General features: G+C 30.9%; 9 protein-coding genes. All 9 read right to left on the reverse strand.

Annotated features, from left to right (window positions below; translation table 11 throughout):
• Nucleotides 1–303 precede the first annotated feature (303 nt).
• Complete coding sequence (locus ACX6CF_RS04320) at nt 304–732, reverse strand: DUF134 domain-containing protein (RefSeq protein ID WP_458784070.1); 429 nt, start codon at nt 730–732, stop codon at nt 304–306.
• A 5-nt stretch (nt 733–737) separates the two neighbouring features.
• A complete protein-coding gene (locus ACX6CF_RS04325) occupies nt 738–1547 on the reverse strand; it encodes an Mrp/NBP35 family ATP-binding protein (RefSeq protein ID WP_458784071.1) in 810 nt (269 codons plus the stop codon).
• A 198-nt stretch (nt 1548–1745) separates the two neighbouring features.
• Nucleotides 1746–2393: a TetR/AcrR family transcriptional regulator gene (locus ACX6CF_RS04330; protein ID WP_458784072.1), complete on the reverse strand. Its 648-nt coding sequence runs from the start codon at nt 2391–2393 to the stop codon at nt 1746–1748.
• A 27-nt stretch (nt 2394–2420) separates the two neighbouring features.
• Nucleotides 2421–5534 (reverse strand): beta-galactosidase, LacZ type, encoded by a 3114-nt coding sequence (gene lacZ, locus ACX6CF_RS04335; protein WP_458784073.1) that lies wholly within the window; start codon nt 5532–5534, stop codon nt 2421–2423.
• A 379-nt stretch (nt 5535–5913) separates the two neighbouring features.
• Nucleotides 5914–8970 carry an immune inhibitor A domain-containing protein gene (locus ACX6CF_RS04340; RefSeq protein ID WP_458784074.1) on the reverse strand — a complete coding sequence of 1019 codons (3057 nt, stop codon included), beginning with the start codon at nt 8968–8970 and terminating at the stop codon, nt 5914–5916.
• A 577-nt stretch (nt 8971–9547) separates the two neighbouring features.
• Nucleotides 9548–10024, reverse strand: coding sequence for a 2-C-methyl-D-erythritol 2,4-cyclodiphosphate synthase (gene ispF, locus ACX6CF_RS04345; protein WP_458784075.1), 477 nt, complete (start codon nt 10022–10024; stop codon nt 9548–9550).
• An 18-nt stretch (nt 10025–10042) separates the two neighbouring features.
• Nucleotides 10043–12013 carry a fructose-1,6-bisphosphatase gene (locus ACX6CF_RS04350; RefSeq protein WP_458784076.1) on the reverse strand — a complete coding sequence of 657 codons (1971 nt, stop codon included), beginning with the start codon at nt 12011–12013 and terminating at the stop codon, nt 10043–10045.
• A 258-nt stretch (nt 12014–12271) separates the two neighbouring features.
• Nucleotides 12272–12640 (reverse strand): DUF1667 domain-containing protein, encoded by a 369-nt coding sequence (locus ACX6CF_RS04355; protein ID WP_458784077.1) that lies wholly within the window; start codon nt 12638–12640, stop codon nt 12272–12274.
• Between the two features lie 29 nt (nt 12641–12669).
• Nucleotides 12670–13935, reverse strand: a complete 1266-nt coding sequence (locus tag ACX6CF_RS04360; protein ID WP_458784078.1) for an NAD(P)/FAD-dependent oxidoreductase — start codon at nt 13933–13935, stop codon at nt 12670–12672.
• Nucleotides 13936–13966: the final 31 nt, after the last annotated feature.

Raw genomic sequence — 13966 nt, forward strand, 5'->3', positions numbered from 1 at the left:
ACTATATTTTCTAGTAAGCATCATTTATATATGATAAATATCTATAAAAAGTGTATCCATCATATATATCTAGTTTCTTTTTAGTTTATGTAAAAGTAAAATATTACATAGCTATTATATCAAAAAGCAATTTATAATAAAAGTCAAAGGAAAATTAATTTTATTTTATTAAGATTATTTTACAATCAGTGAATTTTTTTAAGCAACAAGCTACAATATCACGTTATTCTCATAGACAAAAACACAATATGCATATTATACATATTGTGTTCAATATATTTGCGTGGTTGAATTAACCAGCTACTATTTAATTATTCTATTACATATCTGTTGTTTTTTCTTACAATAGATTTTAGTTGATTTACATATAGGACATTCTATTGAATTTGAAAAATCAAAATCATATTCATGATTACAATCTTGACAAACTACTTTACATTTTTTTGAGCAATAAATACCTCCTGTAATATTTATTGCCATACCACCAGTCAAAGCTTTAGTAACTTTTTGCCTAGCACTATCAATGATGTTTTGGAAAGTTTGTCTAGAAATATGCATTTTTTCTGCACACTTCTCTTGATTTAATTTCTCAATATCCTTCAGTCTCATAGCTTCTAATTCTTCTAGATTAAGAATAACTTCTTCTAACTGGTCATCAGATTTATCAATAGGCTTAAAATAGGTATACTCAGGGAAAAAGTCCACTTTCCTACACTTTTTTGGTCTTGGCATAATAATTATTCTTCAATTATTCCATCTGTTATTTTTTCAAACATCTTAGCTATTTCATCTGACTTATTGATTCCATCTCTTGCAATTTCCTTAGTCATTGGTAATTCACCTAATAATTTAATACCCATTTTATCTAAGAATTCCTCAGTATTTCCTTCAAACATTTTAATGGTTTTACCACAATCTGGACATTTGATGTAACTCATATTTTCAACGACACCAATAACATCTACATCCATTTTTTTAGTCATATTGATTGCTTTTTCTACAATCATAGATACCATATCATGAGGTACTGAAACCATTACTACACCTGTAATAGGCATTACTTGCATAACTGTAAGTGCTACATCACCAGTTCCTGGTGGCAAGTCCACTACTAAATAATCCAAATCTTCCCAGAGTACATCTGTCCAAAATTGTTTTACTGTTCCTGAAATAATAGGACCTCTCCAAATAACAGGTGTATTTTCTTCATCGATCAAGAAGTTGAGAGACATCACTTTCAATCCGTTTTCAGCTAAAACTGGTAATATACCTGTCTCTAGAACAGTCGCTCTTTTATCTTGCAAACCTAATAATCTAGGTATACTTGGTCCAGTTATATCTGCATCCAACAATCCTACTTTATATCCTCTTCTTACTAAATCATTAGCAAGCATAACAGATATTGTAGATTTCCCTACTCCACCTTTTCCACTCATAACTCCTATAATATTTTTCACATTATTAATAGGATTATTTTCTACCATACAATTTTCTTTCTTGCTATCACTGCAATTACCGTTTGATGCACATGTATCACATGATGCCAATTTAATCACTCCTATCATTTTATTTACTACTTTTTTATATAAAAAAATTAACAAACATTCTGTTTATGAACTCTTTATGCAATAAATACTATAAATATCTGTTTATTTATTAGCATATGCCAATAAAAATATACACCTTTTTTTATCTCTTGTCAATTAAATTCTATAAGAATATATGTACATATTCATATAATAATTTTAGGCTTTTAAACCTTCCAAGAATAATGATAATTGGAGGGTAATCATTTCTCTGCATTCTACTTCAGACATACCTAGACTTTTTTGTCTTCTGAATACTCTTTGTGCTAAGCATAACCATGAATCCCCTATAGTATTAGCTGTCAAATAAGGGTCTATACAACCTTTTATTGATCCATCTTCAATACCTTGTTTCAATATTTCAGTTAAATACCCTGTAGATTGTTTAATAATATCGTAGAACTCATTTTTTAAGGATGAATTTAATTCATTAGTTTTTACGTTGTAATCATACATTCCTGTAAACATTATTCTGTCTCTAAATTTATCTATGTTACTATCTATAAGACCAAAATATTGTTTTAACTTATTATAACCATTACCACATAGTCTGGGCATTGATTCTTCCATTATCCTATTATACTCTCTGAATAGACACATATCAATAATAGTTGTGATTTCTTCTTTAGTTTTAAAATATTCGTATAATGTTTTTCTGCTAATGCCTGATTCTTTAGCGATACTAGCCATAGTTGTATCTCTAAAACCTTCTTTTAAAAATAATTCTAGTGATGTATTTACAATTCTATTTCTTGTCATATCTCTTCTATCTAGTTTTTCAACGCTATCTAACTCATCAATATTCATTACATTTCTCCTCTCTATCTAAAAACTCTAAGTAATATAGTTTTCTATAGGAGCTATAATAAAACCATAGTAGTATTTTTTATATCGTAGTAATTTATAAGGTTTTTTTAGATATGCCATAGCTGGTATATCTCCTCCAACTCCTCGCTGACCATAATCAATATTTATTGTATTATAATCTCTTCTAGGTAATTTATAGCTATGTGTTACATCTTCTAGATCCTTCATGGTATAAGGCCACATACTCATATTTATGAACTCTCCTGTTATATCCATAACGTTGAAGCCCTCTTCTTGTTTGTTAGTTATCTTAGCCCATCTTATATCAGAACGATTACCATTCTCTTGTGGTACCAAGTAGTCGTGAACCAAAGCCTCACAGGATGCACTATATATACCAACCAATGCACTTTCCTTTCTATCCACGTAAGATTCATGAAACCCTCTGCCATACCAAGTCATGGTATTATAATCCTTTTTGACAGCCATTTGCATACCGAATCTTACCATATCCTTAAGAGGTATAATATGATTTTCAACTTTGACTGCTCCATTAGGATAGAATGTATATGTAGTTGTTAACCCATCCTCAGTATTTATTACTCTTGACTTGATAATGACTTTCACATTCTCATCTTCCTCATTAATGATAATATCTGTTACCTTCCTTTTGTCTGTTGCCTTTTTCCACATATGACCTATATTCATTTTCTTTAGAATAGGGAATATATCTTTTAATGTATAGAGCCTGTCATTATCTATTGGCGCTCTCCAAAAATTAGGTTTTAATTCCTTACATAATAATTCTTTATTATTATACTTGAGTGAATTGATTCCTCCACTTTTCTTATTTATGCCTGCGTGGAATTTATCATTGTATATAATTATGTCATCACTATTATTCTTGGTAATTATACTTTTACTACTATTATTTACCTGATAGTTTTTAATAAGGGTTACATTATTGAATCTTAATTGAGACCATGCAATTACTTCTTTTGCATCTAACCAATCTGTTTTATTTTTCAAGATGAACCTTACATTCAGATGATATTCCTTATGTTTTTTGAACTCATAGTTATTGTAGTTCAATTTAATCTGACTCACCTTATTAGGATGAATATTATCTACATTAACCTCTCCTTTTAATATTATTAAACCGTCTTCTATAACTTCCCATATTAATTTTACAAATGACAGATCAATAAACGTATACTTGTTTTTTATATTCACTATACCTTTTTGTACATTAACATCTTCTACATCAATATTTTGATATACTTTCTTCACTTCATAAAGTGCAGGATGGGGAGTTCTATCGGCTGCTACAATACCATTACCACAGAAATTATAATCATTTGGATAATCTCCAAAATCTCCTCCATATGTCCATATATCTTGACCATCCTTAGTTTTTTTACGTATACTTTGATCCGAAAAATCCCATATAAAACCGCCTATACATCTTTCATGTTTTTCAAATGCTTCCATATAATCCTTGAAATTGCCAAGACTATTTCCCATACAATGGGCATATTCACAAAGTATGAATGGTTTATTTTTATACATATCTGCTGTTACTTTATGACCTAATAGACCTGTATTTTCTCCTAATCCTATCCTAACTGACTTATTTTGCCCAATTTTATTTACCTGTTGAGTAGTTGCATACATCATACTAAACACATCAGAATAATTTAATTCGTAATCCCCTTCATAATGAATAGGTCTAGTATTGTCAATATTTAATGCAGCTTCTTTCATTTTCTTAAAAACTGCTCCAGTTCCTGCTTCATTACCAAGTGACCAGAATATGATGCAAGGATGATTCTTATCTCTTTCAACCATCCTTTCCATTCTATCAACGCAGGGTTTGATCCATTCATTTTTACTCCTAGGAATTTTATTACGAATCCCATGGGTTTCTAAGTTGCATTCGTCCATAACATACATACCATAAATATCACATAACTCATAGAACCATTGACTATTAGGATAATGAGAAGTACGGATGGCATTAACATTATTGGCTTTCAAGAGTTGAATATCTTTTTCTGTCCTAGCATATGGCACTGCGTGACCGTAATCAGTATGAAATTCATGACGGTTAACACCTTTAATAAGTACTGATTTTCCATTAATATAAAGTTGATTATTTTTTATCTGAATAACACGAAATCCAAATCGACAATAGCGAATATCCATCCTATTATGCTTATTATCCAATAATGTTAAAATAACCTTATATAAATATGGTGTTTCTGCCGTCCATTTATGAGGACAGTTTACCCTCCCTGTAAATCTCAGCGTTTCACTACTAACATATTTTGTATCACAATAAACTTCATGATGGTCATTATCAAAAACTTTAACTTCGACCATTGGTTGCTGACTATAACTCTCACATTCTACCTTAGTATCTACAATTAATGTAGCCTCTCCATAATCATTATCCAAATCACAATGAACATAAAAATCCTTTATTTCCTCTTTGGGTCTACTAATCAAATCTACATCTCTAAATATACCTGATAGCCGCCACATATCTTGATCTTCCAAATAGCTGCCGTCACACCACCGATAAACTTCTACAGCTAGATCATTTTCACCAAGTTCTACATATGAGGTAATATTGAATTCAGCTGGAGTGAAAGACCCCTGTGAATAACCTACCTTCTGTCCATTGACCCACAGATAAAATGCTGAGTTAACGCCTGAAAAGTTAATAAAAATATTTCTTTCTAACCATTCTTCATTAATGTTAAACTTTCTTTTATAAGACCCTACTGGGTTATAATCAGTACTTACATTAGGAATATTTTTTAGTCTAATACTGCTAGGGTATCTAGTATTTAGATACATAGGCTTTCCATACCCTTTTAATTGCCAATTGGAAGGAACTTCAATCTGTTCCCAATTATGTATATCATAGTCCCTTTTGTAAAAATCGACCTCACGATAAGACGGTTTGGCAACCCATTTAAAATACCACCTCCCATTTAGATTCTGTTTCCATCTGGATACTTTCTCATCCATAATTTGCTCAATATTATCGTAAGGCAAGGCGACAATATGAGGCGATTCTTTGTTAACCCCAATTATTTCTACATTGTTCCATTCAACCTCCGTTTTCCCTTTCATAAATACCTCCTGGTTTGAATTAATCTATGTTATTATAGCCTCCATATTAAAGAAAGGCTTAGATTTTAATAATTCCATAAAACCATCATCAGGATAAGGTAACACGTGTTACCTTTCTTATAATAAATGTATAACTATTTAGGAAACTAGTCAAGGAAATTCGTATATTTTTAGATGAATCATAAAAGCCTTTTTTAACCATCCATTTAATATATTTCACATAAAAAAACATCTTTGTGTAGCAATATTACTACAGAAAGATGTTTTTTATTAACTCAATAACCCTAATATTCTAAGGTACTATAACTCTAATAGTTAACCTATACCATTAAAACACTATAACCAGCTTTTGCTGGTTATAGTATTTTCCTTTATATTATTATAATACTCCATCAATATTTACTGTATATGTTCCACTGTTACCAGTATGTTTATATACTTTCAAATAATATTTACCAGGTTCGGCTTCGTAAGAACCTTCTAATATATTTCCTTCTGTATCAGGATAGTCTACGTAATTGCTTTGATCAGATTCTTTATAAAGAAGCCAATTGAATCCCATATTACCATCCCCTGTTACGGTTATGTTGATTGTTCCATTGGATATGACGTCAAAATAGTAGTAATCTGTATTGTCTCCTTCTGTGTATGATGCTGATACCATTTGATTATTCCCAATTGGTCCATTTGCATGAGAAAAAGTATTATTTGGTTCAGTTTCATTAGTTATATGGACATTGCTACTATCTGAAACTACCATTATTTTAAAACTGGAAGTTACTCCCCCTAATTTTGCTGTAATTGTTGCGTTACCTTCTGTTATTCCCGTTACTACACCTTGGCTGTCTACGTTTGCAACAGACTCATCTGAACTTGACCATTCCACCTTATTCAAATCACTATCTGTAGCATTATTCCCATTATCAAGAATACCTTTCAATCCAAAATCTAAACTTGTATTCTCTTTAACTACAGCTATCATTTCTAAGCTTTTAACATATGATGTTGAGCCTGATATGTTTCCAGAGCTTAAATCAACTCCATAGTCATGTACTTCTGAATTATAGATTGCCTTCATACCACCTTGAGAATCTTCAAGAGCAATAAAGTTAACCCTCCAATCAAGATTATCAGCAAATATTTCATCGCTAAGTGTTCCTACATACTTACCATCTTGAAGTTCCAACTTAACAACTTTTTCATCTTCATTCTCGCCAATGTATCCTATATATCCTTTAGTACCTAAATCTCCACTAGCTTCTATGATAACTAAATCATTTAATATCTCAATATCTGTTACTTGTTTTTCTGCAATACGTATATTTTGTATTATTATGTCTTTAGGTTCAGCTCTTTGTGGAACTATATTATTAACATTCATAATATGGATCTTTGCTTCACTTCTATCAGCGTTTTCTTCTGTTACTAGAATCTTGATGCCATGTTGTGGTAAAATCAAACCACCTGCTGGACTACCTGGACTAGAATAATCTCTACTATCTTTAAATATAGGATATATTGTATTAATATGTTCATCAACGGTTTGAACTTCATTCCATTGAATAAAATACTCTGCTCCACTTCTTAAACTAAATGCTGCATCATGCATCTGATATTCTACCTTGTCAATATTTTTTTCTGGCTTATTTGGATATTTCCATATGACAGGATCTTGATCTGCATCAACGATACCTACTGAAACATGCCCTGGGTTAGCTTCTCCATCTTGAGAAAGCCTATCTAAGGTACCATAAGTTCTATCTATATACCAAATGAGAAGTCCTGGATCGTATGGGGTCGTATCAGAATAATAATAAGATTGTTTTAATCCTTCATCTGAACCTTCTTGGTTACGCCATTCAATCAAGTAATAATTTTCAGCTGTAAAAACACCGTTACTCTCTTCAAATCCATCAAGCACAAATCTTAAATCGCCTTCAGCATCATCATAGAATACTTCTTCATCATTTACTGTTATTCTAATATCATCTACAAAAAATCCAGTTCCTTGAGTATTTCCATCTGTACCATAGCCTATTCTTAGATCTAATTTCTTTCCTGCATATTCACTAATATCAAATATCGCATCTACCCAATTAAAGCTAGAACTTCCAGTAATTCCATGACCAGGATTTCTTAAAAAATCACCCTCGTCTATATTTGGATTTTCAGTAGTTGTTATATTTCCTTCAATGGCTATCCATTCTTCACTACCTTCTTCTCTAACCTGTACATAGGCATAATCCCAATCTTCTTCAATATCATATTGTGTTTTGAATTCTAATTGTATATTGTTAGATGCTTCAGTAAAATCCAAATTAGTTGTCATGTAGTGGTAAGCATCATCTTCTTTTCCACCATAATAGGTGTTTTCTCCACTATATGGATCCACTATAGTCGTCACTTTATCTGGTAAGTCTATTCTTACAGCATCTGTACCGGAATTCTGTGAACTGGCTGCAATCAATGTTACATCCATACCTTCGGGACCAATATCTCCTAGTTCAATTCTATTTTGTCTTTGCCATTCTCCTCCATGATCTTTTTGAAGCTGTTCTCTACAATATGCACCATAGCCCACTGTCATAGAACCTATTGGATAACCTGCATATGACCCTCCAGCCATAATTGACCAGTTTTGAACAGGCTCTGAATTACCATATAAATCTGGAAGTCCTAATGAATGCCCATACTCATGACTTATAAGTCCAACTGGTGCATCCTGTTCAATCATTACAAAGTCTTCGAATTTATATGTATTCCCATTGGTATCAACTACCTCGTAAGGTGATTTATCTTCTCTATAACCGGATAAACTGGATTGAAAAGGCCAAATTGCAGCTTCTGCTCCAATTGATCCACCACTAAACCATTCTTCTCCTTTTCCCGCATGAACAAGAATAACTGTATCTATTAAACCATCTGGCTCATAGTAATTCCCATCGTTATCACAATCATCTTTATCAATAACGTCATAATCAGCTAAATTTATATTAGTATCCTTGGAAACAGCATCAGCTCCTTCTTCCACTAGCCAACTTGCTTCTTTTTGGCTATTTCCATAGTAGAGTGCATTGTTCTTAGCTGTATACCATCCTGCTACGCCTCCATTAACAGAGTACTGCTCTCTTGATTCAAGCTTAAAATACTTATTCATTGTCTTGAAATATTGATTATCTTTACCCTTATATGTATCTGGTCCAAATAACATTTCCTGATAATATGCTGCCTCATAATTATCACTATAAGATAAAATATCTCCTTCTACTTCCTTGTCTAAAAAATCTGAATATCTGTAATCAGGAAAGTCTATAAGAATTACCAAAGGCTTAGCTTCAAGTGGTCCTTGATCCAAAAGTGCAGCATCAACATGAGATACAAATAATCCCATTAATAAAACAGTTGTAAACATAAAACAAAATAATTTTTTAATCATAAATTTCTCCTTTAACTTTGATTTTCTATTTTTTTTGTAGATTGATTATGTCTAAACTGTTAAGCCTATATGAAAGCCAGATAAATCAATTCCCCCCTTTCTTTTCAAAAAGTAACAAAATTACTTGCCCTACTCAAATATTAGAAAATGCATCAATATAAAAGCCATTTGAGACAATATCTATACAAGAGTCGTTCCCTCAAACAGAGTAATTTATCAATATTGAAAATAAGCATTACAATAATATATTCACTATCGTTTTGATTCTTATCTATATTTTCATATTATTAAGTTAAACTTTATAAGAATTAATTTTTGTTATATTTAAATTATATATGCAAATTTTTATAATTTTTTATATATTTTTAATTGCATTATAATAAAATTATTATTATATTAATATGACTAATTTATACACTTTTGGTATACATTTCTACTATATTATTTAACCATTAAATTATTAATTTTTTTTTAAATTTTCACTATATTAATTATATACAAAATAAAAGGGTCCAAAGGACCCTGTTGAGCAACTACCTGTCGCACAAAAAGCTAATACATATTATCTAATAGATTATCATAATTTTTTTTCCAACAAACAAATAGCTTGTGAAGATATCCCAAGCCCTTCACCAGTAAATCCCATTCCTTCTTCTGTAGTTGCTTTTATATTAATATTTTCTATTTCAATATTTAGAACACCAGCTATATTAATTCTCATTTCTTGTATATAATCAGCCATCTTAGGACGTTGAGCAATAATGGTTGAATCTATGTTTATTATACTATAACCTTCACTAATAAGTAGTTCATTTACTTGCACCATCAATTTGAGACTGGATATTGATTTGTATTTATCATCTGTATCTGGAAAATGCTTACCTATGTCTCCTTTTCCCATGGCACCTAGCAAAGCGTCCATAATTGCATGAACTAGAACATCTGCATCAGAATGTCCAAGCAAACCTTTCTCATATGGTATATCAACACCTCCGAGAATTAATCTTCTATCTTTAACTAATTTGTGTACATCATAGCCCATGCCTATTTTCATTAGTATCACTCCTTTTGTCTATTTTTCTTTTATTATACCTTTGTGATATGCTTGAAGTAGCATCTTCAATCCGATAATTTCTTTTTTTAATTCTTTACCTATATCAGTATTTTTTACTCTTAATCTTTTACTATTCTTTTCTAATATCTGATATGAAGATACTATATCTTTCTCATTATCAATTGCTTTCTTCTTAGATTCAAATTTTTCATGAGCAACCATAAGAAGTCCATATGAATTGTAAATAAGCGTGTATCCTGCTATTCCTGTTATATGCTGATAAGCTTCTGATAAACCTCCATCAATAACTAATAATTTACCATTTGCTTTTATTGGACTTTCACCTTTTTTGACTTCTACCGGAACATGACCATTAATAATATGAGAATTATCTTCACTAATACCAAATTCCTGTAATATCTCTCTACATTTTTCCTCACTATCCCTATATCTATAATAACTATTTTTATCTTCTTTTTTGATAGCCTTGTCATTTAGGAAATACCTTTCAAAAGTAGCCATCTTATTTTTACCGAACAATGGTGAATCAGGTCCAGTCCATAGATACCAGAAATAATCTATATTGTTAAGGTCATTATTATCATTAAAATAATAATCCCTGATTAGTATTTCTATTTTATCAATAAGTTCTTTACCACTATAGCTTTTACTATTTATATTAACTTTATTGAATACTCCTTTTTTATCCATAGGCATACATCCATGAAATAGTAAATTAGAGTTATATGTTAGATACATACTACCCTTGGAGAATAAGAATCTCGTATGTTTCTGTAACTTTTCATTGTTTTTATATGTTAATCTTAGTTTCTCCATTACATCTTTTTCTTCTATTGTTAATTCATATGGATTTTTAGGATTTATAGTTGGGAAATAATAATCTGAGAGTTTATAAGTTTTTTCAGCAATTTTTATTATACCTTTTTCATAATCTACCATATTAAGTAATAGCCTATCATCCATCATGAAACTAGGATTTCTTTGTATTATCATACCTTCTAATTTGAATTGTATTATAGATATTGCTTTATGTATTTTTTTAATAATGTTAATCTCTTTACAAGTGTATGCACTTTTATCGGATACGACCAAATCAAAATTTTCACATGGATCATCTTTATAGTATTCCATTGCAAAAGTAGCTAGCGGTAATAGATTAATACCATATCCTTCTTCTATAGTATTTAGATTACCATATCTAGCAGATATTCTAATGGTACTAGCAATACAAGCTAAAGACCCAGCCGCTGCTCCCATCCAAAGAATATCATGATTACCCCACTGGATATCAATAGAATGATGCTGCATTAATTTATCAAGAATAATATGAGCACCTGGTCCTCTATCATATATGTCACCAATTATATGAAGTCTATCAATAGCTAACCTTTGAATAACTCTGCAAATAGCTATCATAAAATTATCTGCCCTATTAATTTCAATGATTGTATTTATAATTCCATCATAATACTCTTGTTTATTGACTTCTCTCTGTTGTTCATGTAGTAATTCCTCAATGATATACTCAAAATCTTTTGGAAGAGCTTTCCTTACCTTTGACCTAGTATATTTAGAAGATATTTCTCTACATACTAAAACCAACCTATGGAGTGTTATCTCATACCATTCCAATAAATTCTCTTCTTCATTCTTAACTTTTTCGAGAATCTGTTCTGGATAGTAGATCAACATTGCTAATCGTCTTTTTTCATGCTCTCTAATAGTATTATCGAATATATAATCAATTTTTCTTCTTATAACGCCTGATGCATTATTAAGTACATGTATAAATGCCTCGTATTCTCCATGTATATCAGAAAGATAATGTTCTGTTCCTTTAGGTAGATTAAGTATAGCTTCTAGATTAATAACTTCTGTACATGCTGAATTAATTGTGGGGTACTGTTTAGACAACTGTTTTATATACTGTATATTGTTGTTAATTTCTTGATCCCAATAATTATTCATAATACACCCTTCTTTTATATTTCATATATTTTTTGCACATAATTTAATTTTGTATCTACTGTCTTTTCTAATCATATACTTGATTATACAATAAAACTATTATTCAATCTATAACTATAATAAAAGTATTGAAAAAAGAACAAAAAATACATATCAATTAATTAAAATAAAAAAATAAAACATATCCTATACGTTTTTAAAGTATAAAATATGTTTTAACACTTTTATTTATTCAGTTTATTTATATATTAGACTTATTTAGATTGCTTCATCTACATCTCTAGTAAGTACTATATTAATGCCTTCTACTATATCTTTTATAGCGATATCGCCTATTTTCATAGGGGCCTCTAACACAACACCATTTATTGCTTTCATACAGTCAAATAGTGATTCTTTTGGTAAGGGTTTATCTGACTTTACTGATACAAGAGGAATCTTGCCATTACGTACTCTCATAGTAGTCGTTAATATTCTAGTAGGGTGAGTACATTCTGCTATAGCATATGCTTCTCCTCTTTTACAAGTATTTCCTTCAACATTTATAACCTTACCCTCTTCAAGTGTAACTGTAAGATTACATCCAATTGGACAGGCAATACACACCAATTTTCTTTCTTCTATCATGATAATACCTCCATTTCAATAATAAAGAATTACTGTTTTTCTAACATTACTACTAAATCTTCGCCTTCAGCCATGGCGTCTAATATTTTATCGGTTAATTTTATACTTTCCATTTCTCCAGGAGCTACCTTAGGTCGTTTCTTAGAATAGATTACTTCACCTTTTGATTTTAGCACTATTTTAACCTTTTTCTTAACATCTACTACCCTAAAATAAAGTTTATTTTCATCTTGAACCAATTCTTTATTAATCAAATGTGGAACTACATATCTAATACCATCTCCAGCTATTGTCTTAACTGTATCTACATTGCTCATTTCTTTGTTGTCAGTAATATATCTAGCAGCACATCTTCCAGCTAATCTACTTTCGGCTGTAACGAAATCAACTAAATCATGAACATGAACAACATTCCCACAAGCAAATACTCCTGCTACAGAAGTCTCCATGGATTCTGTCACAACAGGACCCGATGTCACTCTATCCATTTTAATACCCAAATCATGTGAAAGTTCATTTTCTGGAATAAGTCCAACTGATAATAATAGAGTATCACATGATACATATTCGTATGTTTCCTTAATCGGCTTTCTATTTTCATCAACCTGCGCTATGGTTATCCCCTCTAGACGTTCTTTTCCATGTATATTAACTACTGTATAACTTAATTTGAGCGGGATATCATAATCATCAAGGCATTGTACTATATTTCTTGTCAAGCCACCTGAATAAGGTAGTAATTCACAGACCATCTTGACTTTAGCACCTTCTAAAGTCATCCTTCTAGCCATAATAAGCCCTATATCTCCTGAACCTAATATTACAACTTCTTTTCCTGGAAGGTACCCTTCCATATTAACAAAACGTTGGGCAGCACCTGCTGTATATATACCAGCTGGTCGTAAACCTGGTATATTAAGTGCTCCTCTTGTCCTTTCTCTACATCCCATAGCAAGTACAATTGCTTTCGCTTTTATATTAAGTAATCCATCTGAAGAATTAACTACTGTAACAACTTTATCTTTACTAATATTCAATACCATGGTCTTTAATTTGAAGCTGATACCTAGCTTACCTACTTCTTTTGCAAATCTATCCGCATATTCTGGTCCAGTCAACTCTTCTCCAAATATATGAAGACCAAATCCATTATGAATACATTGTTGTAAAATTCCACCTAATTCATTATCTCTTTCGATTATCAAAATACTTTTTATACCGTTCTTATATGCCTCAACTGCCGCAGCCATTCCTGCTGGTCCTCCACCAATTACAACTAAATCAACTGTGTTCATATGTTATTCACCTCATTATTAGTTTTTTTAC

This window comes from Vallitalea sediminicola (assembly GCF_054408565.1).